The sequence below is a fragment of the Nonomuraea sp. NPDC049784 genome, assembly GCF_040659615.1.
GTDB lineage: Bacteria > Actinomycetota > Actinomycetes > Streptosporangiales > Streptosporangiaceae > Nonomuraea.
The window spans coordinates 1-24618 of record NZ_JBFAMX010000117.1 but is presented as its reverse complement, the minus strand read 5'-3'; the positions used below and the strand labels follow the sequence as shown (position 1 = coordinate 24618).

The 24618-nt window shown below is 69.2% G+C and carries 25 protein-coding genes and 2 pseudogenes; 13 read left to right on the top strand and 14 right to left on the bottom strand.

The annotated features are described in order from the left end of the window. A pseudogene (locus AB0J09_RS24100) lies at positions 1–465 on the top strand (alpha/beta hydrolase); the annotation flags it as partial. A 117-nt stretch (positions 466–582) separates the two neighbouring features. On the opposite strand, the pseudogene AB0J09_RS24095 reads toward AB0J09_RS24100, so the two are convergent. From AB0J09_RS24095 to AB0J09_RS24080, 4 genes and pseudogenes are all read right to left on the bottom strand, one after another. After that, positions 583–804, bottom strand: a pseudogene (locus AB0J09_RS24095) (WYL domain-containing protein); the annotation flags it as partial. After that, positions 795–1439 carry a haloacid dehalogenase type II gene (locus AB0J09_RS24090; protein WP_360695041.1) on the bottom strand — a complete coding sequence of 215 codons (645 nt, stop codon included), beginning with the start codon at positions 1437–1439 and terminating at the stop codon, positions 795–797. The pseudogene AB0J09_RS24095 and the gene AB0J09_RS24090, both read right to left, overlap by 10 nt. Then, entirely contained in the window at positions 1436–2017 is a 582-nt protein-coding gene (locus tag AB0J09_RS24085; protein WP_360695038.1) for a TetR/AcrR family transcriptional regulator, read from the bottom strand. The genes AB0J09_RS24090 and AB0J09_RS24085 overlap by 4 nt, the downstream gene beginning before the upstream one ends. Positions 2018–2099: 82 nt before the next feature. Further along, the gene (locus AB0J09_RS24080) at positions 2100–5600 is read right to left on the bottom strand and encodes a S8 family serine peptidase (RefSeq protein ID WP_360695035.1); all 3501 of its coding nucleotides are present in this window, start codon (positions 5598–5600) and stop codon (positions 2100–2102) included. 477 nt (positions 5601–6077) lie between these two features. On the opposite strand from AB0J09_RS24080, the gene AB0J09_RS24075 reads away from it, so the two are divergent. Genes AB0J09_RS24075 through AB0J09_RS24065 form a run of 3 tightly spaced genes read left to right on the top strand, consistent with a single transcriptional unit; the run spans position 6078 to position 8024 of the window. Next, positions 6078–7238, top strand: coding sequence for a Cmx/CmrA family chloramphenicol efflux MFS transporter (locus AB0J09_RS24075; protein WP_360695032.1), 1161 nt, complete (start codon positions 6078–6080; stop codon positions 7236–7238). A gap of 10 nt (positions 7239–7248) precedes the next feature. Beyond that, positions 7249–7374, top strand: coding sequence for a hypothetical protein (locus tag AB0J09_RS24070; RefSeq protein ID WP_360695029.1), 126 nt, complete (start codon positions 7249–7251; stop codon positions 7372–7374). 38 nt (positions 7375–7412) lie between these two features. Continuing rightward, positions 7413–8024: a LysE family transporter gene (locus AB0J09_RS24065; protein ID WP_360695026.1), complete on the top strand. Its 612-nt coding sequence runs from the start codon at positions 7413–7415 to the stop codon at positions 8022–8024. Here AB0J09_RS24065 and AB0J09_RS24060 read toward each other — a convergent pair. Next, positions 8019–9128, bottom strand: a complete 1110-nt coding sequence (locus AB0J09_RS24060) for an FAD-dependent monooxygenase (RefSeq protein WP_360695023.1) — start codon at positions 9126–9128, stop codon at positions 8019–8021. The two genes, AB0J09_RS24065 and AB0J09_RS24060, sit on opposite strands and share 6 nt — an antisense overlap. Positions 9129–9208: 80 nt before the next feature. On the opposite strand from AB0J09_RS24060, the gene AB0J09_RS24055 reads away from it, so the two are divergent. Continuing rightward, positions 9209–9916, top strand: a complete 708-nt coding sequence (locus AB0J09_RS24055) for a TetR family transcriptional regulator (protein ID WP_360695020.1) — start codon at positions 9209–9211, stop codon at positions 9914–9916. A gap of 268 nt (positions 9917–10184) precedes the next feature. Here AB0J09_RS24055 and pip read toward each other — a convergent pair whose 3' ends face one another. Both pip and AB0J09_RS24045 read right to left on the bottom strand, forming a co-directional pair. Further along, the gene (pip, locus tag AB0J09_RS24050) at positions 10185–11144 is read right to left on the bottom strand and encodes a prolyl aminopeptidase (RefSeq protein ID WP_360695017.1); all 960 of its coding nucleotides are present in this window, start codon (positions 11142–11144) and stop codon (positions 10185–10187) included. A gap of 56 nt (positions 11145–11200) precedes the next feature. Further along, positions 11201–11980 (bottom strand): neutral zinc metallopeptidase, encoded by a 780-nt coding sequence (locus tag AB0J09_RS24045; RefSeq protein ID WP_360695015.1) that lies wholly within the window; start codon positions 11978–11980, stop codon positions 11201–11203. 65 nt (positions 11981–12045) lie between these two features. Between AB0J09_RS24045 and AB0J09_RS24040 the strand changes: the two genes are divergently transcribed. Then, complete coding sequence (locus AB0J09_RS24040) at positions 12046–12519, top strand: hypothetical protein (protein WP_360695012.1); 474 nt, start codon at positions 12046–12048, stop codon at positions 12517–12519. A gap of 48 nt (positions 12520–12567) precedes the next feature. Next, complete coding sequence (locus AB0J09_RS24035) at positions 12568–13626, top strand: beta-eliminating lyase-related protein (protein ID WP_360695009.1); 1059 nt, start codon at positions 12568–12570, stop codon at positions 13624–13626. On the opposite strand, the gene AB0J09_RS24030 is transcribed toward AB0J09_RS24035, so the two are convergent. After that, positions 13623–14447, bottom strand: a complete 825-nt coding sequence (locus AB0J09_RS24030) for an NAD(P)H-binding protein (protein ID WP_360695006.1) — start codon at positions 14445–14447, stop codon at positions 13623–13625. The two genes, AB0J09_RS24035 and AB0J09_RS24030, sit on opposite strands and share 4 nt — an antisense overlap. A gap of 137 nt (positions 14448–14584) precedes the next feature. Here AB0J09_RS24030 and AB0J09_RS24025 point away from each other — a divergent pair, with 137 nt between their 5' ends. The 3 genes from AB0J09_RS24025 to AB0J09_RS24015 all read left to right on the top strand — a co-directional run bounded on the left by AB0J09_RS24025 (position 14585) and on the right by AB0J09_RS24015 (position 15929). Beyond that, positions 14585–15088 (top strand): GNAT family N-acetyltransferase, encoded by a 504-nt coding sequence (locus AB0J09_RS24025; protein WP_360695003.1) that lies wholly within the window; start codon positions 14585–14587, stop codon positions 15086–15088. 137 nt (positions 15089–15225) lie between these two features. Then, positions 15226–15471, top strand: a complete 246-nt coding sequence (locus AB0J09_RS24020) for a hypothetical protein (protein ID WP_360695000.1) — start codon at positions 15226–15228, stop codon at positions 15469–15471. A gap of 80 nt (positions 15472–15551) precedes the next feature. Further along, a complete protein-coding gene (locus AB0J09_RS24015; RefSeq protein WP_360694997.1) occupies positions 15552–15929 on the top strand; it encodes a hypothetical protein in 378 nt (125 codons plus the stop codon). A 67-nt stretch (positions 15930–15996) separates the two neighbouring features. Here the strand turns inward: AB0J09_RS24015 and AB0J09_RS24010 are convergent, their stop codons facing one another. After that, the gene (locus tag AB0J09_RS24010) at positions 15997–16566 is read right to left on the bottom strand and encodes a DinB family protein (protein ID WP_360694994.1); all 570 of its coding nucleotides are present in this window, start codon (positions 16564–16566) and stop codon (positions 15997–15999) included. Positions 16567–16741: 175 nt separating this feature from the next. Between AB0J09_RS24010 and AB0J09_RS24005 the strand changes: the two genes are divergently transcribed. Beyond that, entirely contained in the window at positions 16742–17956 is a 1215-nt protein-coding gene (locus tag AB0J09_RS24005; protein WP_360694991.1) for a cytochrome P450, read from the top strand. Positions 17957–18016: 60 nt separating this feature from the next. Here the strand turns inward: AB0J09_RS24005 and AB0J09_RS24000 are convergent, their stop codons facing one another. After that, positions 18017–18619, bottom strand: a complete 603-nt coding sequence (locus tag AB0J09_RS24000) for a dihydrofolate reductase family protein (RefSeq protein WP_360694988.1) — start codon at positions 18617–18619, stop codon at positions 18017–18019. A gap of 87 nt (positions 18620–18706) precedes the next feature. Continuing rightward, positions 18707–18853: a hypothetical protein gene (locus AB0J09_RS23995; protein ID WP_360694985.1), complete on the bottom strand. Its 147-nt coding sequence runs from the start codon at positions 18851–18853 to the stop codon at positions 18707–18709. A gap of 99 nt (positions 18854–18952) precedes the next feature. On the opposite strand from AB0J09_RS23995, the gene AB0J09_RS23990 reads away from it, so the two are divergent. After that, positions 18953–19522, top strand: a complete 570-nt coding sequence (locus AB0J09_RS23990; protein ID WP_360694983.1) for a TetR family transcriptional regulator — start codon at positions 18953–18955, stop codon at positions 19520–19522. Positions 19523–19569: 47 nt separating this feature from the next. Here the strand turns inward: AB0J09_RS23990 and AB0J09_RS23985 are convergent, their stop codons facing one another. Next, the gene (locus tag AB0J09_RS23985) at positions 19570–20814 is read right to left on the bottom strand and encodes an MATE family efflux transporter (RefSeq protein WP_360694980.1); all 1245 of its coding nucleotides are present in this window, start codon (positions 20812–20814) and stop codon (positions 19570–19572) included. Between the two features lie 157 nt (positions 20815–20971). Continuing rightward, a complete protein-coding gene (locus AB0J09_RS23980; protein ID WP_360694978.1) occupies positions 20972–21436 on the bottom strand; it encodes a hypothetical protein in 465 nt (154 codons plus the stop codon). A 434-nt stretch (positions 21437–21870) separates the two neighbouring features. Here AB0J09_RS23980 and AB0J09_RS23975 point away from each other — a divergent pair, with 434 nt between their 5' ends. Next, positions 21871–22020: a hypothetical protein gene (locus AB0J09_RS23975; protein ID WP_360694976.1), complete on the top strand. Its 150-nt coding sequence runs from the start codon at positions 21871–21873 to the stop codon at positions 22018–22020. Between the two features lie 533 nt (positions 22021–22553). On the opposite strand, the gene AB0J09_RS23970 is transcribed toward AB0J09_RS23975, so the two are convergent. Then, positions 22554–24365, bottom strand: a complete 1812-nt coding sequence (locus tag AB0J09_RS23970; protein ID WP_360694974.1) for a protein kinase — start codon at positions 24363–24365, stop codon at positions 22554–22556. Between the last annotated feature and the right edge of the window lie 253 nt (positions 24366–24618).

Sequence of the window (24618 nt, the reverse complement as noted above, 5' to 3'; positions counted from 1 at the left end):
GACCACGCCGAGCGGGTCGGGTCGCTGGTGCTCGGCTGCAGCTCGCCGGGCGGCGCCCACGGGATCGAGCGGGACAACGCCGTACGCAGGTCGCTGGCCCAGCCGGACCGGGCGGCTGCCGAGCGTGCGCTGCTGGAGCTCATGTACACACCTGCCTGGCTGGCCGCCCACCCGGGCCCGTACCACACGGTCGGCGACCCGGCCATGCCCGCGCACGCCCGCCGCCGCCACCTGGCGGCCAGCGCCGGCCACGACAGCTGGGACGCGCTGCCCTCCATCGCGGCGCCCACACTGGTCGTGCACGGCACCGACGACGTGTTCAACCCGGCGGCCAACGCGCCGCTCCTGGCCGGGCGCATCCCTGGGGCGGAGCTGCGGATGATCGAGGGCGCGCGGCACGCCTACTTCGAGGAGTTCAGGGAGATCGCGAGCCCTCTGGTGCTGGAGTTCCTGCTGCGCGGGTGAGGCGGGCGGCCATCGCGTGCAGGTGCGCGGCGAGCTCGGGCGGCTCGTGCGCCTCGAACTCGCAGCCCAGCGCGTGGGGCGGGCGTGGAGCGTGACGACGGCCTCGTACGTGGGGGCGAGCGAGTAGAGCTTCTCGGCGACGTACGCGGCGGCGTCGCCGGCGGGCGGCTCGCGCGGCGTGATCCTGGCACCGGTAGCCCGCGGATCGTCGATGCGGTCGATGCGGAAGATCCGCCAGTCGTCGCGGTCGCGGTCGTGCCCGAGCAGGTACCAGCGCCGTCCGGGATCGACCTGCGGCCCGTGTTCTTCCCTGGCAGATGAGACGGATTTCAAGCCCACTGCCTCGCCAGCGACAGGAGGTCGGGGGCGGACAGGTGCGGGGCGCCCATCACGCTCGGGTACGCCGTGCCGCGCCGCGACAGCCACGCCCCCGACAGCCCGGCCCGCTGGGCGCCGTCGATGTCCCACGGGTGCACCGCGACCAGGACCGCCTGGTCGGGCCGGACGCCGACGCGGCCGACGGCGTACTCGTAGGCCGCCCTGGCCGGCTTCCACGTCCGGGGGCCGCTCACGTCCAGCGTGGCCTCAACCAGGTCGAGCAGCCCCTCGCGCCGCAGGATCCCCTCGGTCATGGCCGCCGCGCCGTTGGTCATGGTGAACAGCCGGATGCCGCTCTCGCGCAGCAGCCGCATCCCTTCGGGGACGTCGGGATGCACCCGCAGCTCGGTGAACCCCTTGAGCACGTGGCTCACCGCCTCGTCCCCCGCGCCCATCTCCCTGAGCACGTCAGCGGCGATCTTGGCGAACTCGGCGAAGCCGCCGGCCGCCGTGATCGCGAACCCGTCACGCAGCACGCTCGCGAACCACGTCCCCATCTGCTCGCCCGGCAGCCCCACCTCCTCGAACCTGCCCCGCATCGGCTCCATGTCGGTGAGCGTCTCGTTCACATCGAAGATCACTACCTGCGGCTTCATGGTTTTCCCCTTCTGAGAGAGTCGAGTGCGGCGGACGCGCCCTTGCGCAGGGCGGCCGGGTCCGCGCCGGCGCGCGAGCGGAGGTTCACCCCGTAGGCCAGCAGGGTGAGGGACTCCGCGGTCGCGTCCAGGTCGAGGTCGTCGTGGAGCTGCCCCTGGGCCCTGGCCGCCTCCAGTGCCGTGCGCATCGTCGCGCGGAGCCGGTCGTGGTGCTGGTCCAGCAGGCGGCGTACGTCCGGGTCCGCGTCTTCGGCGTTGGCGTTGGTCGCCATGCAGCCCCAGCGCGCGTGCTCGCCCGCACACCTGGTCTGGATCAGACGGTCGAAGAAGGCCTCGATGGCGGGCAGCCCGCGCCCGTCGTCGGCCAGGGTCCGGAACATCGGTTGCGAGCGCCGCTCGACGTAGCGGCGTAGCGCCTTCACGTACAGGTCCTGTTTGCCGCCGTAGGTCGCGTACAGGCTGGAGCGGCTGAGGCCGGTCGCCGCGATCACCTCCGCGATGCCCGTGGTGGCGGCGCCACGCTGCCAGAACAGGCGCTCCACCTGCTCCAGCACCGCGTCCGGATCGAAATGTTTCACATCTGGCACGACTCCATCTTGGAACAGTCGGTCCAAGATAGTCAAACAGGCCCGCCCCCCGAAGGGGACGGGCCTGGTGTTCTCAGGAGGCGGTCTTGTCGGGGCGTTCGCTGATCCGGATGAAGCTCAGGATCGGGTCGCCGGTCTGCTTGTGGAAGGTCGCGTTCAGCTGTCCGTCAACAACCTGCACGGTGAACTGGCGGACGATCGCGGTGTTCTCCCCGGCCTCGCGGGCCGGATCGAGCGCCCGGATGACCGGCTCGCCCTCGATGGCGACGTCGAAGACACGCTTGCCGGGCTGCTTGTTCCGGGTCTCGGCGAAGCCCAGTTCGACGGTGTAGACGCCGTCGGGAACGTTGTCGAACCGGTACTCGCTCATGCCCTCGCGCACGCTCCTGAACAGGGTCTGCTCGCTCGTGCCCCCGATCGTCTTGCTGGTCGTGCTCGTCTTGGACTCGCCCAGGAAGCCATGCCCGCCAGAGGTGTACTTGTGATCGGCCGTCCAGGTGTCGCCGGCCGCGTCGGTCACGCTCCTGCCGCCGCCCGCGTCCACGGCCACCTGATGCTTGGGCACGACCACGGACACCGCGACCGGGAGGGCCGGGTTGCGCCCGCTGGCCGAGCGCACCACCAGCACGCCGGTGCACACGCTCCCGGGCGCCATGCCCGCACTGGAGGCGGTGACCTCCAGCTTCGCGGACTTGCCCGCCGCGATCTGGCCGCCGGCCGGAGCGACGCCCAGCCAACTGCTCTGGCCAGGGTCGATCTCGACCGTATACGTCGTGTCCGCGCCCGTGTTGGTCAGCTCGACGGTGCCCTTCCTCGTGGCCGAGGCCGGCATGACCAGGGTGAGCTGATCCGTGGAGGCCGTCACCCGGCCGGTGGTCAGCGCGGTGTCCAGCAGGTTGCGCTCACCCGCCTTGACCGTGACCTCCTTGGTGAGGGTGCCGTAGTTCTCCGCCGCGACCTCCAGCGGATGGTCGCCGGCGGGCACCTGGCCGAGGAAGGCGCCGTCCGCCCCCGTGGTGAAGGAGGCGGCCTGGCCCACCTTGACCGTCGCGCCCGCCAGCGGCTTGCCGTCGTTGGCGTCGGTGACGGTGCCGGTCACCAGCCCGTGCTGCCGCGCGGCGAAGGCGAGGCTCTGACCGTCGGCGATGGCGGCGAGGCCGGCGGAGTACTGCAGCGCGTCCGTGCCGTCACCGTTCTCGATGCCGATCGTGGCGCCCTCGCCTGCCGCACGCGAGGTGGCGATCCCGTGGTAGCGGAAGTCTATGGAGCCGTCCTCGCCGAGCAGCGTCTCGAACGAGAACCACTGGTTGTCGTCGTAGAAGCGTGCGTTGCGCCACTCGATGACGAACGTGCGGTTCGGCGCGGTGCCGAGCGTGGCGGTGTAGAGGCCGCCCTTCTCGTCCAGGGCCAGGTCGTCCCAGTAGGGGTAGATGCCGGCGTTGGGGGCGTTCGTGGTGGGCAGCGGGACGTTGCTCGGGAAGGCGTACCAATGGGGGCTGAAGGCCACGAATCCGTTGGTGCTGACCGTGCCGCTGGTGTAGGTCTTGCCGTAGAAGGGGAAGGCGAACGGCAGGTCGATCGTCTGGACGTCGTCGTCGTTGGTGAGCGACTGCCTGTCGGTGGCCTCCACGTACGGCTGCTTGCCGCTCCTGCACGTGTAGCCGAAGGCGTCGGCGTTGGCGGGCAGCTCGATGTCCGTACTCATCTCGCCGGTCACCGTGACCGGCACGGTCCGCTCGTTCGAGCACCGCGAGGCCGGCGTGACCTTGAGGTCGTAATCCTTGTGGGGCAGCTTGAGCTCGTAGTGGCCGTCGGCGCCGGTGACGGCCGTCGCCGGGGTGCCGGCCGCGCTCACCGTGGCGCCCGCCTCGGGCGCGCCGGTGCTGGAGACCGTACCCGACACCGTGCTCAGCGGCTGCGGCGTCATCGTCAGGTCCTTGGTGGCCGTCTGGCCGTCGGCGACGGTGACCGTGGCGGTGGCGTCGTCATAGGCGAACTTCCTGACAGTGATCTGGTAGTCGCCGCTCAGCAGGCGGGGCAGCGTGTACGTTCCGTCCTGACCGGTGGGCACCGTACGGCTCAGCGGCCCGGAGACGCTGACGGTCGCCCCGGCCACCGGGGAGCCGTCCGAGACGACCTTGCCGGTCAGCGTGCCCAGCTCACCGGACGGGGTCGCCTTGACCGCGGCGTACGCGTCGAGCCTGCCCTCGCCCCAGACGAGGTTGTCGGCGGCGGTGCCGCCACAGCGCGTGTCGTCGACGTCGGAGGCCGTGCCGTCGAGCAGCGCCCGCGTCGCCTCGACGTCGCCCCGCAGGGCGGGAGAGGCCGACCACATCAGCGCCACCGTCGCGGCGACGTGCGGGCTGGCCATCGAGGTTCCGGACTTGAGCCCGTACGCGTTGCCGGGCACGGCCGAGCGCACGTTGACGCCGGGTGCGGCGATGTTCGGCTTTATCTCGCCGTTCTCGCCGGGGCCACGGGAGGATTCGGGCATGATCGTGCCGTTGGCGTCGAACGCCCCCGCGCTGTAGGCGGCCGTGTAGCCGCCGGGCGTGCCGGTGGTGTCGCACTCGGGGCCGCTGTTGCCGTTGGAGAAGGCGGGGAAGATGCCCGCGGCCACCCAGGCCTCGACGATCTCCTTGTACCAGAGGTCCAGGCCGGGGCCGCCCCAGGAGTTGTTGACGATGTCGGGCGCGAGGTCGGGACGCGGGTTCTGGAGGTTGCGGTCGGTGGGGGCGAGAATCCACTCGCCGGCGGCCAGCAGCGCATAACTGGGGCAGCCGCCGACGCCGCACGCCTTGGCCGTGATCCATTTCGCGCCGGGTGCGACGCCGATGCCGTCGGCGCCGACCATGGTGCCCATGACGTGGGTGCCGTGGGTGCGGTCGTCGCAGGGAGTGCGGTCCGGGCACGCGCCGGCCGGGTCGTACCAGTTGTAGTTGTGGTCCACGGTGCCGTCGGCCTGCGTACCGCGGTAGCTCGCGATCAGCGCCGGGTGATCCCACTGCACGCCGCTGTCGAGGCTGGCGATGACGATGCCCTCACCGCGGTCGCCTAACTCGTCCCAGACCTTGGGGGCGTTGACGCGGTCGATGTTCCACTCGACGGAGCCGGCCTTCGCCTGGGCGACGCCCGGCTTCGGCTCCGGTGATTCGACGATCCGGTCAGGGGTGATCGCGGCCACCTCGGGAAGCTTGGCGATCTCGGCCGCCAGGCCGGCGTCGCCGGTCACCCTGATCGTGTTGACGATCCAGAACGGGGTGAAGTCGGCGTGCGCGGACTTGAGCAGCTTGCGCACATTGGCCTGGGAGGCGGCGGCGGTCTCCGTCTTCAACCGGTAGACCTGCCTGCCCTTGTCGGCCTTGGCCTTGGCCGTACGCGCCGATCGCAGGTCGGCCTTGTCCTTCAGCCGCACCCAGAAGGTGGCCTTGTCGTCGGCGGACAGGTCGGCCTGGACCGCCTGATCGATCTTGTTGGATTCCGGTGGCGCCTGTGCGAACGCGGGCGTCTGAGTAGCCAGCAGAGCGAGGGCGGTCCCGATCAGGACCGCTCGCCAGGGGCGAAAGACGGACAAACGATCTCCTCGAGGGGTGCCCCTTGGGGTGATTTGTGGGATCTTGTGAACCCACCGGGGAGCATCCTCGGTAGATCATGTGTTCGGTCGCAAGGGCGGGAATCTAGATTTAACATTCGCGGCCGAGGCGAACGCCTCCCCCACAAGGCCTTAAACGCGCAGCTAGCTGCGGCTTCGCCGGTCCGTGGCAGGGGAGGCGAGTTCCTGCCAGGTGACGGGAACACGACACGATCCGGCACCGGGCCGCGGGCAATTCGGTTGCACGCGCTTCCGGGAGCTTGCTACGTTCGCGGCTATGTCCAGCCCCGAGGCGTCAAGACGCTAGCCACCGGTCATCCGGTGGCTGTTCGCGCTGACGCCCGGCTCTCCGCGAGCCGCGCGGATCATCGTGATGCGGCCGGTTCCTCTACGGGGCAGGACCTCTTTCCGGCCTGCCCGCTTCCTTGTCGATCCTCGATGCGGTCGCGGAGTTCTTTCATGCCATTCGCTGTTTACCTGCTCGGACTGGCGGTCTTCGCCCAAGGGACGTCCGAGTTCATGCTGTCCGGACTCGTGCCGGGCATCGCGCGGGACCTGCACGTGTCCATCCCCGACGCAGGGCTGCTGACCTCGGCGTTCGCCGTCGGGATGGTGGTGGGGGCGCCGCTCATGGCGGTGCTGAGCCTGCGCTGGTCCCGGCGGTTCGCCCTGCTGGGCTTCCTGGTCACGTTCCTGATCGCGCACGTGGTGGGCGCGGTCACCACCAGCTACGGCGTGCTGTTCGGCACGCGGGTCGTCGCGGCGCTGGCCAACGCCGGGTTCCTGGCGGTGGCCATGGCGACCGCCATGTCGCTCGCGCCGCCGAACGCCAAGGCGCGCGCCACCTCCGTCCTGCTCGGCGGCGTCACGATCGCCTGCGTCGCGGGCGTGCCGGGCGGCGCGCTGCTGGGCGAGTTGTGGGGGTGGCGCTCGGCGTTCTGGGCGGTGGCCGCCGCGCTGCTCCCGGCCGTCGTCGCCGTGCTCCGGTCCGTGCCTTCCGGCGCTCCTGATTCCGCGGGCACGAGCGCGCGCGGGGAGTTGCGGGCGCTGCGGCGGCCCCGGCTGCTGGTGCTCCTCGTGCTGGGCGGCCTGGTGAACGGCGCCACGTTCTGCACGTTCACGTACCTCGCGCCGCTGCTCACCGGCGAGACGGGGATCGGGTCCTCCTGGATGCCGTTGATGCTGGCCCTCTTCGGGCTGGGCTCGTTCGCGGGGGTGACCATCAGCGGGCGGGTCGCCGACGTGCGGCCGGTCCGGCTCCTGACGGTCGGCGGGGTGGCGCTGGCCGCCGGCTGGGCCGTGTTCGCGGTGACGGCCGGGGCTCTGGTGCCCGCGATCGTGCTCGTGTTCGTCCAGGGGACGCTGTCGTTCGCCGTGGGGTCCACGCTGGTCTCGCAGGTGCTCTACGCGGCCACCGGCGCGCCCACGCTGGCGGGCGGGTTCGCCACGGCCGCGCTCAATATGGGAGCGGCGGTCGGTCCGTGGGCCGGCGGGGTGGCCATCGGGGCGGGGCTCGGGTTGCGGTCGCCACTGTGGGTGAGCGCGCTGCTGGTGGCCGCCGCCCTGGTGCTCTACCTCGGCAATCGGTACTTTGTCTGGGTTGCATCGCGTATGACCTAACCTGGCCGATATGCAGGTCAGGGACTTGAACGGCACGCAGCTGGCCGTGATCAGGCCGACGTCCGGCGGGCTCCCCCGGCACAGCCACGACGAGTACGCCATCACCCCCGGCCGCTTCCGGGCCGTCAACATCTGACAAGACCGCGAGTGCCTTCGACCACCAGAGTGAGCGCCATGTCCGAGGTCTTCATGCTGGCCCTGTGGGTGGGGTTGCTGTTCAACGCGGCGCCCGGTGCGGTGTTCAGCGAGTCGTTGCGGCGGGGCGTGCGGGGCGGGTTCGGCCCCGCGTTCGCGGTGCAGGTCGGCTCGCTGGCGGGCGACGCCGTATGGGCGCTGCTCGGGCTGGCCGGTGTCGGGGCGCTGTTCACCGTTCCGGCCCTGCGCGTGCCGCTGACGGTCGTCGGCTGCCTCCTGCTCGCCTGGCTCGGGCTGACGGGGCTGCGCGACGCGGCCTTCCCGCGTCCCGGCGCTCCCGGCGGAGTTTCGGGGCGGGGCGGGGTGACCGTCGGGGCCGCCATGTCGCTCGGCAACCCGTGGAACGTCGTCTACTGGTCGGGCGCGGCCGGCGCGGTCAGCTCCGTGCTGGGCCAGAACGCCGGCCTGGCGAGTCTCGCCACCTTCTTCACCGGCTTCATGACCTCCTCGCTGGCCTGGTGCTTCATCTCCGCGGGGCTCATCGCCCTGCTGCGCAGGGCCCTGCCGCCGCTCGCCGTACGGATCCTGGAGGCCGCGTGCGGGGCGGCGCTGCTCGTTTTCGCCGCGCTCCTCGCCGCCCGCCTCCTATGAGCTCCGGGAGAGGAGCCCCATCGACGAGGCGAACGCGTTCCGCGCCCACATGCCCAGGCGGTTCTTCGGCACCATCATGCGGACGTTCGGCCCGATCTGCTGCTTGCGCCTGACCAGCTCCCTGTGCTCCTCCTCGTACCTGCGGAAGGCGACCTGGTGGTCGGAGGCGCTCGCGAGCTCCTCCGCGAGCCGGTACGCCCCCACGACGGCCAGCTCCGCCCCGGCGCCCGACGCCGGGGACGCGCAGTAGGCGGCGTCCCCCACCAGCGCCACCCGCCCCGACGACCACGACGGCAGCCGCACCTGGCTCAGCGCGTCGAAGTAGAGCTCGGGATCGGCGAGCGCCCCTTCGAGCAGCTCGCCCACCCGCCATGACGTCTCGTGACCGAACGCCTCCTTCAACAGCGTCCTGTGCTGCTCGACGTCGCGATGGTCGTACTCCAGCGGCTCCGACCTGAAGATGAAGTACGCCTTCGCCTGGTCGTGGTTCCCCGACCGGTAGAGCCCCGCCATCTTGCCCGGCTGGTTGTACATCGTCACCCACCGGTCCTCCGCCAGCGCGGCGTCCGCGTTCGCGAACGCGAAATAGTGCCCCATGTGCCGCAGGAACCTCGCCTCGGGTCCGAAGGCCAGCCGCCGCACCGAAGAGTGCAGCCCGTCAGCCCCGATGACCAGATCGAACCGCCGGGTGGCACCTCCCTCGAAGGACACCGTCACGCCGCCGCCGTCCTCCTCCATCGACCGCACGGAGTCGCCGAAGACGTACTCCACCTCCGGCGCAGCCACCTCGTGCAGCAGCGCCACGAGGTCTCCCCGCATGATCTCGATCTCGCCGCCCCGGCTCATGTTCATCCGCGCCACGGCCCGGTCGGACGCGTCGACGAACTTGATCCCCCGCACGTCCGTCGCCGCGGCCCTGACCCGCGACATGATCCCCATCCGCTCGGCCACCTCGGTCGCCTGGTCCCGCAGGTCCACCCCGTTGCCGCCCACGCGCAGCCGCGGCGCCCGCTCGACCACCGTGGGCCGCATCCCATGCCTGGCCAGCCAGTACGCCAGCGTCTGCCCGGCGATGCTCGCCCCGACCACCAGAATCTCGGTCATCAGTTCTCCTTCCTGACCATCGGTCAGTACGAGACTATAGGCTCCCGACCCTCGGTCAGACAAGGTCTAGAATCGGCGGCGTGACGGACGACACTCGCTCGCGGATCCTCCAGGTGGCGCTCGACCTGTTCGCCGCGCAGGGCTATCACGCCACCTCGATACGCGAGATCGCGGAGAGGCTCGGGCTCACCAAGACCGCGGTCCTCTACCACTTCCCCAGCAAGGACGAGATCGTCGCGGCCCTGGCCGAGCCTTTGCTGACCGACATGGAGGCCGCGATCGACGCGGCCAACCGCGCGCCGGGAAGCGACGAGCGCCAGAAGCGGTGGGCGGTGATCGAGGGCCTGCTCGATGTCTGGCTGGCGCACCGCGACCTGCTGAGGCTGCAGATGCGCGACCTCGCGCTGGCCTCGGAGGGGTCGGTCTTCGAGCGTTTTCGAGACGCCGCCTACCTGGCCCAGCACATCATCGCCGGCCCGCTCGCCGACCACGTGGACCGCATCCGCGCGGCGCAGGCGTTCGGCATGCTCAGCGACCCCGTCGTGATGTTCGCCGACCTGCCGGCGGAGATGCTGCGGCCCGCCGTGCTGGCCGGGGTGGAACGCCTGCTGGAGGAGCGTCCGGAGCCCCAGAAGGCCCGCCGCCGCGGCAGGCCGGGGGCGATGACGCCGGAGGCGGTCGAGCGGGCCAGGCGCATGCACGCCTCTGGCGAGCACACCGCCGCCGAGATCGCCCGCGTCCTCGGCGTCTCACGCGCCACGCTCTACCGGCACCTGCCGCCACACTAATATTGAGACACTTTTCGCGACATTTTTGAGACTAGGCTTGTGGGTACCGGGAGGTGAAGATTGTCTGACACGGGCGATAAATCGGTGGTGTGCTGATATGCGCCCCAGCTACGGTTGTCGCAGGTCAGCAAGTGGACATGCCGTTGTCAGCGCGCTGTCCCTGCGGACCCGCGGCTCACCCGTACGGAATCGACCGACGGCGAGGCGATGGTCACCACTGGCGCCGTCCTGACGCCCCAGACGATCGCGAGCCGCGGGTCCTGGCCTCTCACCGACCGGCGAATCCGTCGAGGGCCTCGTAGATCTCTTTCCAGAGCGTCTGGCTCCCGGTGTGCCCGGAGTCGTCCACGACGACCAGCTTGGCCTCCGGCCAGGCCTTGGACAGCTCCCAGGCCGTCTCAAGCGGGCTGCTCAGGTCCAGGCGGCCGTGGATCAGCACGCCGGGGATCCCGGCCAGCCGCCCCGCCTCCCGCAGCAGCACGCCCTCCTCCAGCCAGGCGGCGTTGGCGAAGTAGTGGGAGCAGATGCGGACCAGCGCGTGCAGGGCCTCGGACGGGCGGTTGCTGTAGACGTTCTTCGTGCCGTTGGGCTCCGCGGAGATCACCGCGTCTTCCCAGGCCGTCCAGTCGTGGGCGGCCTTCGCGCGTACCTCCGGGTCGGGGTCTGCCATGAGCCGCGAGTACGCCGCCAGCAGCGCGAAGGTGTCGCCGTCGCGGTCGGCCCCGGGCACACCCTGCCTGAACCGCTCCCACTCCTCCGGGAAGAACCGGCCGACGCCGCGGTAGAGCCAGTCGATCTCGGAGCGACGCGTGCACACGACGCCCACCATGACCATCTCCGACACCCGCTCCGGATAGGCCTCGGCATAGGCCAGCATCAGCGTCGAACCCCACGAGCCGCCGTACAGCAGCCACTTGTCGATGCCGAGGTGCTCGCGCAGCCGCTCCATGTCGGCGATCAGGTGGTGGGTGGTGTTGGTGCTCAGGTCGGTGGCGGGGTCGCTCGCGTGGGGCAGGCTGCGGCCGCAGTTTCGCTGGTCGAACAGGACGATCCGGTAGCGCTCCGGGTCGAACGTCTTGCGGCTCGAAATCGAGCATCCCGATCCGGGGCCGCCGTGGATCACGAGCGCCGGCTTTCCCTCCGGGTTTCCGCAGACCTCCCAGTAGACGAGGTTTCCGTCACCGGTTTCGAGCATGCCGTGGTCGTACGGCTCGATGGGGGGATGCATGGAACGATCTTATCGAGGCGCCCGCGGCGGCCAGGCGGACCGCCGCGGACATAGGTCTAGGCGACCTTGGAAGAGGCAGCCGTCCAGGTGTTGCACGATCCGGGGTCGCCGGTGGCGAAGCCGCGCTTGGACCAGGCGCGCCTGGTGGCCACCTTGCCTTCGTCGCGGTCCTCACCGCGGGCGTCGCCGACGATCATGCTCAGGTAGTAATCCCAGTCCTTGGTGGTCCGCCCCTCCATGGGCCAGACGCTCTTCAGGAAGGCGCCGGCAAGGCAGTCCTTCTGGAGCCGGTAGCGGCGTTCCTGCTCGAAATACTCCGCGTTGTTGCGGTAGCGCACGGCGTCATAGCCGACCTGGATGCCGGTCAAATTCTGAACGTGATAGCCGTACATGTAGGCGGTCGTCTCGAACAACCAGAGGTCCCCGGGATCGGTGAGCCATGCCTTGCCGATCTGGACGAACAGCGTGCTGTTCTTTTCGCAGTACCACATCTGCGAGTCGTCTTTCATCGGCTTGAAGCCGCAGGTCTTGGGGATCTTGGCGACGTGTCGTACCTTGATCTTGGAGTAAGTCAGGTTGGCGCCGGTGAGGTGCTGTTCCCAGGCGGTTTCCAGGCAGGCGATGACCGCGTCGACGTAGGCGCGGACCAGCTTGCGGTCGCCCTTCTTGACCTCCGGCTCCGTGCAGGTCGTCGTGGGCAGCGGGCCCGCGTCATAAAGCGGGTTGGCGATGAGCTTGGGGTGCTTGACGGGATATGCGGCGGCCTCGGCGGTGGCCGTACCGGCTAAAGGCGCCATGAGGGCAGCCGCCAGCGCGGCTGTCATGAGAGGTTTCACGAGGCGTGAGAATAGGACCTCACGCTGATGAGGGCTAGATCCGGCTAAGAAGTAGGGGCTTCGACATGGACGGCAGGCATCCCGCACTCGCCCGGCTCGACCTCCTGGTCGGCCGGTGGACGGTTCAGCCGAAGGTGGACGGCCTCGGCAGCGCGTGGGCCGAGTTCGCCTGGCAGGACGACGGCATGTTCCTCCGCCAGTTCACCGACGCCGAGCCGCCTCCGCCCACCGCGCCGCAGGCGTGGCGGGACAACGCGCCGTTCCCGACCGTCGCCCTGATCGGGCTCGACGACGCCACGGAGGAGTTCACCATGTTGTACGCCGACGCGCGCGGCGTGCACCGGGTCTACCGGATGACGCTGGAGGGTGGCGAGTGGCGGATCTGGCGGCACGCGCCCGGCTTCATCCAGCGCTTCCACGGCACGTTCAGCGCCGACGGCGACACCGTGGACGCGCGGTGGGAGATGTCGGAGGACGGCCAGACCTGGAACCTCGACTTCGAGCTCACGTACGTGCGAGCGGTTCAGACAAGCATGTAGTCGAGTAGGCGGAGGTGCTCGTCGAGATCCCGAGAGAAGGAGTCGTATATGTCGTCGCATCCCGTACGGCGGTCGCTGTTCCTCCACGCGCCGATCCGGCGCCGGCCGCGCGCGATGCTCGAACAGATGCTGGCGCTCGTGGACGACGACACTCCACCGCAGGGCCCGGTCGAAACGCTGGAGCGGCGGCTCGCCGATCTGCTCGGCAAGGAGAGCGCGCTGTTCTTCCCGACAGGGACGATGGCCCAGCAGGTCGCCCTGCGCGTCCACGCCGACCGCCGCGGACGCCGCGCGTTCGCCGCCCACCCGCACTCCCATCTGGACGTGTGGGAGGAGCAGGGCTACAACGCGGTCCACGGCCTGTGGTTCCGCCGCGCCGGCGACCCGTACGAGCTGATGACGGCCCAGGACCTGGCCTCGGTCGGCGAGCCGCTGGCGGCGGCCGTCTGGGAGCTGCCGCAGCGCGACCTCGGCGGACTGCTCCCCCAGTGGGACGACCTCTGCGAGCAGGTCGCACTCGTACGGGCCACCGGCGCCGCCACCCACCTGGACGGCGCCCGCCTGTGGGAGGCGCAGACCTACTACCGGCGGCCGTTCGCCGAGATCGCCGCCCTGTTCGACTCGGTCTACGTGTCGCTCTACAAGAGTCTGCAGGGTGTGCGGGGCGCCGTGCTCGCCGCGGACGCCGCCACGGTGGCCGCCGCCAGGGTGTGGCGGCAACGGCTCGGCGGCGGCATCCCCGACGCCTGGCCCCTCGCCCTCGCCGCCCTGGCCGGCCTGGACACCCTGCTCCCCCGCATGCCCGCCTACCGGGACCACGCGATCGCCATCGCCTCGGCCGTCAACGCCGACGGCCTCGCCCGTGCCCACCCGAACCCACCGCAGACCCCGATGTTCCACATCCACCTGCCGGCCCCGCGGCGCGCCGTCGAACAGGCCGGGGAGTCGCTCCTGGCCGAGCACGGCATTCAGCTCTGGGGCCGGGTCCGCTCCGGCCCCGATCCGGACCGGTGCAGCTTCGAGGTGACAATCGGGGAGAACGCGATGGAGTTCACACCGGACGAGGTGGTCGCCCTCCTCCACGACCTGCTGGCCCGCACCTCTTAGCGGAAGTCGCCGGCGTGGTCGGCGGCCCACTGACGGAACGTGCGTGCCGGCGTCCCGGTGATCTCCTCCACCGCGGAGGTGATCAATCCGGAGTGAGGTCGCGTCTCTGCGCTGGCCAGCAGGGCTTCCACCAGCGCCGGTGGCCTCCCGTCCGCGAGCATCTGCTCGCGTGCGATCTCCACGGGCACCTCCTCGAAACGCAGCGGGCGTCCGACTGCCTCCCCGATCGCCCGTACCTGCTGGGCCCTGCTCACCACCTCTGGCCCGGTCAGCACGTACGTCGCGCCCTTGTGCCCGTCATCGAGCAGCACGCGCACCGCCACGGCCGCGACATCGCGCGGGTCGACCACGGCGGTGGCCGCGATGTCCGGCCCCCGTACGACCCCGGTGCCGCGGATCTGCGCCGCCCACCCGCGCGTGTTGGAGGCGATGGTGTTCGCCCGCAGGAAGGTCCACTGCAGGCCGGACCTTTCGATCAGGCTCTCCATGTCGGCATGGAGCTGGTTGATCGGGTCGCTCTGCCGCCCGGCTTCGGCGTTCACTCCCGACGACGAGAGGTAGACGACCCGGCGGGCATGGCCCTGGATCGCGTCCAGGACGGCGGAGGCGCCTTCGGTGGTGAGAAAGGGCCAGACCAGGAACACCGTCTCGACGTCCAGCAGTGCCGACTCCAATGTGTCCGGCCTGGACAGGTCCCCTTCCGCCACCTCCACCCCCGATGCAGGCCGACGTGCTTTCCTTACAAGCGCGCGCACGGGGCGGCCGACGGACACCAGCTGGGCCAATATCTCCTGGCCGACGTTTCCCGTCGCACCAGTCACAAGAATCCTGCTCACTCCCGATGTCAGCCTCGGATGTGGCGGCGCTATTCCTGCGGGAGCGGTACGTGGAGCGGCCGCCCGGCTGGAGGCGGGGGCAGTCACCTCGCTGGAGAACGACCCCTGCGATACTCCAGCGCATGAGCACGAGCATGCAGCCCCGTCCGATCAGCCCCGACCGCCCGACGCAGTGGGCCCTGCGCTCCGCTGAGCCGGGAGATGTCGAGATGATCGTGGAGTTGCGGGCAACGGTGCTACGCGCCGACCTGCAGCGGCTGGGTCGTTTCGACGAGCACCGGGTCCGGCAGCGCTTCCGGGAGTCCTACTCCTCGGACCACACGTCGATCATCGTGGCCGACGGCGATTTCGCGGGTTGCGTGACGTTGCGGCCGGGCGAGGACGGATGGTGGTTCGAGCACTTCTATCTCGCCCCGGAATTCCAGGGCCAAGGCCTCGGCTCGGCTGTTCTGCGAGCCCTGCTGGAGCGAACCGACGCCGAAAACGCGGCGGTCCGCCTGAACGTCCTGCAGGGCAGCCCCGCACGGCGGCTGTACGAACGCCACGGGTTCACCGTGGAAACTCAGGACCCGATCGACATCTTCATGGTGCGACAACCGGCTTTCGCCCTGGGAGGGAAGCCATAAAGGCCACCGGGGCATCACCGGGTGTGCCTTCCGCGGCCACGTCGTACATAAGCATCGCCACCGCCCCGGCGATCGAGACCCCCGGCCGGCCCCGGGAGCCTGACCAGGAGATGGGCGGGGTCCCATAGACTCCGGCCGTGATCAACGTGGTGGAGTGGACCAGGCTGGAGCCGTGGAGGGTCGCTCGTGCCCGGACTGACCGCGGTGAGACGGTGATCGTCAAGTGGATGGGTCCCCACTCCGGACGAGGCACGCATACCGAGGCATGGCGGCTGCGTACGGAGGTGGCTGCGCTCAGGTTCTTGTCGGAGGATCTCGAGATGATCCTTGCTCCGCGGGTGCTGGCGGAGGACCTGCCGGCGGCCCTCCTGATGCGCGCCTGATCGACTTCGAGTTCGCCGGCTTCACCCACGCCCTGCACGATGCCGTCTGCCTGCACGTTCCCGGCCCGGCCTGGATGTCGGTGGGCACTTCCGCGCAGGAGCGCGGGTCGGCGGCAGGCCCGGAGCCGGCCGAGGTCTACCGGCGTGCTCTGGCTGCCGGGGTGCCACAGGCCGAGGACGAGCGACGTTATGGCCTGGCCCTGGCGGCGGCGTGCGTGGCATTCGCGCTGGCCGGCCTGCGGCGCCTGCCCGTACTGGATGCCCGGCCGTCCGGCGACGACAGCAGAACACAGCTCGTCGCGATCCTGGAGGCCGCCGCCCACACTGCCCAGACCCATCGGGCCTTGCCTCAGCTGGCCGGCTTGTGCCGCCACCTGGCCGAGGCCTTACGCCGCCGCTGGCCCGACACAGACGTGGACATCACCGCACTGGCCCCCTACACACCCCGCCGGCGCTGACCGGCCTGTCCGACTTGGGTACATCGGAAGATCGCCTCCCCGGCCTGGATGACCCAGGCGAAGTGCGTTACAGCCCGGTGGCGCCGTCGATGAGTTCGCGGAGAATGTCCGCGTGCCCGGCATGCTGAGCGGTCTCTTCGATCATGTGCGTGTAGATCCACCTCAGCGACATCTGGCCGAGTCTCTTGGAGGGCACCGTGTCGTCGAGGGCGAATCCCGCCGCGATGTCACGGCTCTCCTGGCACACCTTGTCGTACTCGGCGATGAGGTGATCGAGGGTGTCGTCAGCGCCCAGCTCCCAGCTTTGGTCGTCACCTCTTGAGTTGCCGGGGATGTCGGCGGGATCGCGCTGTGCCAGGTGGCGCTGGAACCAGTTCCTTTCGACCGCGGTCAGATGCTTGATCAATCCCGCCAGCGTGGTCATCGAGGGCACGATCCGCCGACGCGCGGCCTCCTCCGGGACGCCCACGACCTTCGCTTTGATCTGTCTGCGCTGGCAGTCCAGAAACGCTTCCAGGACTTCACGTTCAGTCCCGGTGCTGACCAGTTCTTCCGGCCACAATGGCGTGGACACGACCGTACCTCCGTATTTTGTCGACAAGCATTCATAATCGGGCTCTTCGCCGGTTCCGGCCACCCGACCGGTGAACCTGATCGTCAGCTGGATCCGCCGCGTCCGCCAAGCCCGCTACGGCTCGTTGAAGGGCCGCCCGGTAAATCCTCTGAGATGTGGCCACGGGGAGACATTGACCGAGTACGGGCTGTTTCGTAGGTTCAGGGGGCTTGTTGGACGGCATCGCCAGGAGGCGACCATGACAGCACGGTCCAGCACCACACCGCCTTGGCCGGACCTTCCACCTGGTCCGTTCGGGACTTCCTCGCCCGAGCTGGCCCGCAGGCTCGCCGAGGCTCCCATGGAGCCCATCACGATGCCGAGCGGAGACCGGGTGCCCATGATCGTCAGGTACAAAGACGTCCGTGCTGTTCTCGCCTCTCCGGACAGCAGCCGCAACCTGCGGGCACCCGGCCTGCCCAGGATGGTCAGCGGGACCGCCCTGGAGGATGACCCCGCGGCGCTGATCAACCAGGACGCGCCGGAGCACACGCGCTACCGCCGCATCATGCAGGGCGCCTTCACCCCCAGGCACATTGAGCGCTGGCGGCCTCGCGCGGCGGCGATCGCCAACGAGTTGATCGACGCGGCCGGCGAGGAGTTCGACGTGGTCGCCGATTTCGCCCTGCCGCTTCCCGCGCGGGTGATCTGCGAGATGCTCGGCGTCCCGATGGACCGGTTCGAGCAGTTTCGCGGCTGGACGGAGATGTTCCTGTCCACTTCTGAGGCGAGCAGCGAGGCCAGGGGCGAGGGATTCGCCGCATTCATGGCGTACGCCGGCGAGCTGATCGCAGAGCACCGGGTCAGGCCGGGCGATGACCTCATCGACCTGCTCATCGAGGCGCGGGACGAGGGAGACAGGCTGAGCGAGGCTGAGCTGACCCACATGGTCTTCACGCTGATCATGGCCGGGCACGAGACCACTGCCTCGATCATCATCCGGGGCACGTTCCGCCTTCTGTGCCACCCCGAGCAGTACGCGCAGTTGGCGGCGCGACCCGAGCTGCTGGAACCGGCGGTGGAGGAGATCCTGCGCTGCGAGGGGCCCGGGGGGAACGGCCTGCTCCGGCTGGTCACCGAGGACATCGAGCTGTCCGGTGGCGTGATCCCGGCGGGCACCGTCGTGCTGCCCAACCCCACGGGCGCCAACCACGATCCGTCGGCGTTCGGCGATCCACGGCGGTTCGACATCCGCAGGTTCGCCGGGACGGAGGTCGAACCGCACATGTCGTTCGGCCACGGTCCCCACTACTGCCTGGGGGCGAACCTGGCCAGGATGGAGCTGCAGGAAGCCTTCCGCGCCTTGGTGACGCGGCTGCCCGGCCTGCGTGCGCAGGAGGATCTGTCCACGCTGCGGTGGACCGACGACGGGCTGATCTATCGCCCGCTCCGGCTCCTGGTCAAGGGGGGCTGAGGCACTTCTGGTACGGGCATGGCGCTCGCGGCCGGCCGCGGTGACGCGCTCTGTCCGTTTTCAAAGCGGCCGGCGCGTGTAGGTGAGGAAGGCCGCTCCGCTGTCCAGGACCGTACTGGCGGTCAGGGTGAACTGGCGCGGAGCGGCTTCGGCCTTCCCGGCGAACAGCGGGATGCCCGCGCCGACGGTGACCGGATTGACCTTGAGGACCAGTTCGTCGATCTCCGGATAGAGGGCGCCCGCCAGTTCGGCGCCGCCGACGAGCCAGATGCCCCTGCCATCTTCGGCCTTGAGTTGTCTGACCGTCTCCAACGGGTCACCGGCGACCAGCTCCACGGTCGGGTCGGGGCTCTGGCCCAGGGTGCGGGAGAAGACCAGGTGCCGCAGGTGCGGGTAGGCGTTGGTCACGCCCTGGTCCAGGCCTACCTGATAGGAACGGCGCCCTTCCAGGACGGTGTCGAAGCGCGTGCCCGGCGCGGTGACGCCGAGCGCCTGGCGGGCACCCTCCGGCAGCGTTTCGGGATAGTCCGCGATGATGTGGTCGAGATAGTCCTGCGTGACAGTGAAGATCCGGCCCGTTGGGTCGCCTCCGTCGGGCCCGGCGATGAAACCGTCGAGGGTCGTGGCGATGTAATACGTCAGCGTACGCATAGTGGGTGTCATCTCTCAGTGGTGTAGTGGAGGAGGTGCTCGTCGGAGAAGACCCGGCGCAGGCCAGGCCTTCTCCAGGACTCGCCGGGCTGCCAAGGGCTAGCGGAGGCCGCCGGGCTTGATGGCCGGGCGCGGGCGCGGGACCGAGCGCGGCTTGAAGGGCTGCACCGGATCCTTGCGCGGCTTGTCGCGCCGGTCGCTTCGGTTCGCCGGGGTGGCCGCGAGAGCGGTGAACTCGATGCGCACATATCTCCTAAGCGGTGCGGTTGATGTACTCTGTCTGAAGTGCTTTGAATTTAGTACTCCACTTGAAGTGGTGTCAACTCATCTTCTCGGAGGAATCTCATGCGGCAGAACCCCGCCCGGCGTACCGCGCTCCTGGATGCGGCCATCGACGTCCTCGCCAGCGAGGGCTCACGCGGGCTGACGCTGCGCGCGATCGACAAGGAAGCAGCCGTGCCCGCCGGAACGGCCTCCAACTACTTCGCCAACAGGGACGACCTGCTGGCCCAGGTGATGCGGCGCACCCGCGAACGCCTCACCCCCGACCCCCACGCGCTGGCGGAGACGATGAAGCAGACGCCGTCACACGAGCTGGCCGCCGAGCTGATGCGGCAGCTCCTCACCCGCATGCGCAACGACCGTGCCGGCAATTTGGCCATGCTGGAGCTGCGCCTGGAGGCCGCCCGGCGTCCCGAGCTGCATGCCGAGCTCAGCGACTTCCTCTCGGCCGAACACCAGGAGGTCATCGACTATCACCTGGGCGCGGATCTACCTGGCGACCGTACGGGCGTCGCGCTGCTGTATTTCGCGATGCTCGGCGTGATCGTGGACGAGCTCACCGTCCCGGCGATTCTCGAGCCCTACTCGACCGACGAGCTGATCGGGCAGATGGTGACCCGACTCCTCCGTTGACGCCACTTCGTCTTGAACAACCACACTCTGGACGTTCCTCTCTAGCGTCACCTCCGAGAGGCTTCGAGAGCCGAGCCCACCCGTGCGCTGTGCCGCATGAAGCCGACCGTCTGCATTCCAAGGATGAGCACGCTGCTGGCGGTCAACGCCACCCACAGGCCGGCCAGCCCCCAGGCCGCCGCCGCAGGAGTCATCGCCAAAGCGAGCACGCCATACCCCGCGCCGGCTGAGCCCAGGCTCCAGGTCGAGCGCTTGAGCCCCATCAGGCTCCAGGACATCACGATCGCGCAGTTGTTGGTGAGGGCGTAGACCGCCAGCAGCGGCAGCAGGACGAGGGCAAGGGCGAGCACCGTGGCATCCGAGGTGAACAGCCCGAGCACCACCTCGCCGAGGAAAAGCAGCATGAGCCCGCCGGCCAGCAGTCCGGCAGCCGTGATCGCCAGGGCCGCCCGGTTGAGTCGGCGGACCTCACCAGGGGAGGCTGCTCTGGCGATCTCCGGCGTCACAGCCTGTACAACAGCGAAACCGACCAGGCCAAGGAATCCCTCCAGCGATATGAGGATCGCGTGGGCAGCACCCCCGTCGGCTCCTGTCCGTGCGGCGGCGTAGGTCACGCCGCCCATGACCGTGAACTTGATGACCAGCGTGGCGGACATCGGGATGCCTACTTTGGCCATGCGTAGGATCTCCCGCGGCCGGGGGCGTCCAGGCCACAGAGACTGCCCAGCCAAATCAGGTATGCGCAGCAAGAGCACGTTCGACACGGTGAGCGCGAGGGCGGTGGATACCAGGAGCGCGATGCCGGTGCCCTGGATGCCCATCCCGGGCACAAGGGTGAGGAGCAATATGATCTCCACGGCTGTGCTGGACAGGCTTGATCGGAGCACCAGCCGACTGTGCCCCAGCGCGATCAGCATCCCGTTGGCGCCGCTGCCCGCTGAGAACAACAGCACTTGGAGAGCCAGGAGCAGGGGCAACATACCGAACTCGGCTAACACCTCATGGGGCACCCCGCTGACCCGCGCGATCAGGGGGACACCCAGCATGACGCCTGCGCCAACCGTTCCGAGCCCTACGGTCAGCCAGCGCGCGTCTTTCAGGATGGGCAGCGCCTCAGCGGGACGGTCACGGCAGGCGGCGATGAACGGGGCCATGCCACGCAGCCCGCCAGACACCGCAGCCGTGACCGGGGCGAGTACCGCGCTTGCGAGCGCGAAAGCCGCCAATTGGGTTGTCGCCTGGTGTCCGAGGAGGGAGGTGCCGATGAGCTGGGCGACGACGCCGGCGCTCATGGACAGGAAGAGAGGAACTGCCGCGTTCAGGATCGCGCGATGAGGAGAAGGCATAAAAAGCAAAATCCCGGGCGATCACTCGCTCGGGATGCAAGATAATTATACCATTCCATGCCGCTTAACAGCGTGCTGGTGAGGCGCACCACGGCCGCCATACTCAGCAGGAAAACCAGATGTCCTTCACCTGCGCAGCAGCATCCTGAGCAGATAAATGTGTGACGTCCACTTGGATGTCGCTACCCGTGAAATCGTCCTGCTGGTCGTGCAGCGCGCGGAACTCCTCTGGTGTCAGGTACACAGGCCGGGTCCCCGCTCGTCTCTCCGCCTCGCGGAAGTCCACCCCGAGCTTCAGAATCAGCACGTCAGGCAGTGAGGCTCGATAAAGCTCGGCGGTGCTGTCCGTCAGCACATCCACGATCACCACGTCGATGTCGCCGTCCAAGAAGTTCCGGGCCACCGCACAGCCGTTAAGCACCCCCAGTCGTTGCTGGCGAAGACCTTCCAGACCGTTCCATGGCGCGGTATGGCCGCTGACGACCAGATGCCGAACATCGTCGATGTCGATGAGGGCAGCACATGGCCGTCCTTGGGCAACGAGGCGACCGATCGTGCTCTTGCCCACCGCCGGAGGTCCCGTCAAAACCAACGCTCGCACAACGTGATCCTCTCGCACGAGCACCCCAGCCACGCGTCCCCACCTACATGCGCCTCTACGGCCACAAGAAAAGCCCCGCCTGGAATTCCGGGCGGGGCATTTTTGCGTTTCAGGACGTTTTACCCGTCACGTACTGCTGCCACCACGGCAGTTTGGCGGTTGAGAGGACGTCCTCGCACTGACAGTTCCCACAGCCCGGTGTCATCACCAATCTCCTCGCCTCGGGGGAAGGCGGTTGTACCCGCGTGACTACGTTTCTAGCCTGGCCAACATGCCAGAACTTCGAATTCTCGCCGCAGAGCTACAGCTCGGTGACATCGTCGAAGGCTGGGAACGAACCGAACCCTTCAACCCCCTCTACCCGTGAAGACCTCGGCCTGAACGAGGCCGCCTGGCGGGCCATGCTCATCCAGGTGGGCCTGAGCCTGGAGTCCACGCACATCCCCCTCACCAGCCGGGAGGGCTTCATCAAGCACCAAATCGTCAGGGTCATCCGGGGCGAGCCCAACCCCGAGGCCGGGGAGATGCGAAGACTCGTCGATGGCCAATGATCACCCGCGGGTAGCCGCCCGCCAGCCTCGTTCGTGTCGGTCGGGTCAAATCAGGTTTGGCACTCGCAACGTTGCGGTACGTTGTCGAGCGCTACAGAGCGTAGTCAGGGGGAGTTCCCTGCAATCCGACAGGAGATCTCGATGCGCATCACCGCAGCACTGACCGGCGGCCTCCTGGCCGCAGCAGCCGCCTTCATTGCCGTCGCTCCCGCCGCGTCGGCAACAACCTCAGCCGCTCCAGCTGTCACCCGCCACAAATGCAAGGCGGGCGGTGGGACCGTTACGAAGGCTCAGGCTCCTGCCCAAGGTCGCGTATGCAGTGGTGGCACACACGACGGAGAGCAAATCCGCAAGAAGGCAGCCCAGTGACGGCGAAGACCTGCTGACCTGAGCGTTCCTAGGCGGGCCCCTTCCGAGGGGCCCGCCTCTCGTTATGCGCCCCGAGCCCGGATTCGACCCACGTGTCCCACCAGCGCGGCGTGGCCACGGAATAGCCGTCGCGCTGCTTCCTCGGCCGGTCGGGGACGACCTCGTCACCTTCTAGGTGGCTGAGGTCCACGGCGTTTGGCCGCCTGCATTGCGGTCAGCCGGTGGACATAGAGAGCGGTGACGACCGCTGCCGGCACAACCAGCACGTGGAGGGTCAGACCGATCCAGGTCAGCGGCTCGAACACGTACCAGCGGGTGAACGTCCCATCGGAATCCTCTTGGGGGTAGTTCACCTCGATCAGCTCCGTCCATGGGGTCCAGAAGAGGGGCCAGGTGAGGAAGGTGGCCAGCCAGACGAACCACCAGGTGTGGAGGAGACCGGCGGGGGCCATACCGCCGCCCCGGCCGGGCGGGCTGGAGGCATGCCAGACGTCGTTGGCGATCTGCTTGGGAAGGAAGACGTTCCCCACCGGGATGAACCAGCCGACCACCGCCATGAACGGGGGGTACCGCAGCTGCCCGGGAGTGAGCCGCTCGGCGACGGCGCGCACCCGGGCGAACCAGATCAGCCAGCCCACCACCAGCCCCACCCCGAAGAGAGCCTGGGCGCCCGTCAGGACGTAGGCGGTTTCCTCCATTTCTGTCCGGTTACCCCACCAGGTGGAGTACCCCAGGTACTGGTCTGTCGGGTCGGCGGCGACAATGAGCTGCTGGACGGCCGTGAGTACGGAGACCAGGGCGAAGAGGGCGAGGAGCCAGTAGACACCGGCCCGGTATCCGTCGGCGGGGAGCGCCCGGCCGCGCGCGCGGCGGCGTTCGTCGACCAGCCGGGGCCGCAGTACCTTCGGCTGCTGATGCGGCTGGTTGCCGGTGGCGGGGGCCTCGGGGGCGGCGACGGACATGGTGAGCCGGGCAGTGAGCGGTTGCGGCGGGCCGGTCGGGGCCGCGGCCATCGCCTCTGTGGCCTGGGCCGCGCCGGGTGCGTCGCCCGCGGCGAGGATCATCCGGGTACGCGGATCCTCCTGGTCGAGAAGCTGCACCGCTTCCTGGCCCAGCCTGGCCAGAACCTCCGACGGCAGCCACGGCCCCAGCAGGCGGTACTGCGTCTCTTCCCGTTCCCGTAACTGGGCCAGGGTCGGACGGTCGGCCGGGTCCTTGGCCAGGCAGTCCTCGATCAGCCCCAGCAGCGGCTCCGGCACGCCGGTGAGGTCCGGCGGCTCGTGCACCACCCGGTACATCAGGGCGTGCAACTGGCTCTCCGGCGCGTCGAACGGCAGCCGCCCGGAGGCGGCGAAGGCCAGCACCGTGCCGAGCGAGAAGATGTCGCTCGCCTCGGTCAGGCTCTCGCCCCGGATCTGTTCCGGTGACATGAAGCCGGGCGAGCCGATCACCGCCCCGGTGGAGGTCAGGCCCCCGGTGGTGGAGGCATCCAAGGCGCGGACGATGCCGAAGTCGATCACCTTCGGTCCGTCGATGGTCACCATCACGTTCGACGGCTTCAGATCGCGGTGGATGAGCCCGGCGGCGTGGATGTCGCCCAGCGCCCGGCACAACCCTGAGGCCAAGCCGCGCACCGAATGCTCTGGCAGCGGCCCGCGCTGCTCCGCCACCACCTGATGCAGGGTCGGCCCGGCGACGTACGCCGTGGCCACCCAGGGCAATGCCGCCTCCGGGTCGGCGGCCAGCACGGCGGCCGTCCACTCCCCGCCGACCTGCTGGGCCACGGCGACCTCCTTGGCGAACCGCCGGCGGAAATCCGGGGCCGCCGCGAGATCGGCGCGGATGGTCTTCACCGCCACCATCCGGCCGCGTGGCGACCGGGCGAGGTAGACCACCCCCATGCCGCCTTCCCCAAGCCTGCCGATGAGCTGGTAGTCGGCGATCCGGTCGGGGTCCTGCCCTTGCAGAGGCTGCACAGCTGGCGGCTCCCTCTCCTTGAGTATCGTGCGGCGGATCATAGCGACGCCTCGTGGTTCCTGCCACGATCAAGCCTCTCCGGTTCGATTTCCACGCTACGAGACCGCCTCACCGCTGTGTTCGAGGTGCTCCTGGGCTCGTCGTCCGGGGGCAGATCTCCCGGTACGGCAGGCCGGGCAGATATTCCTGCCACTCCGCGCCCGTCAGCGACCGCCCGGCCCGGCAGGCACCCGCCCAGCACGGCGTTCGCCG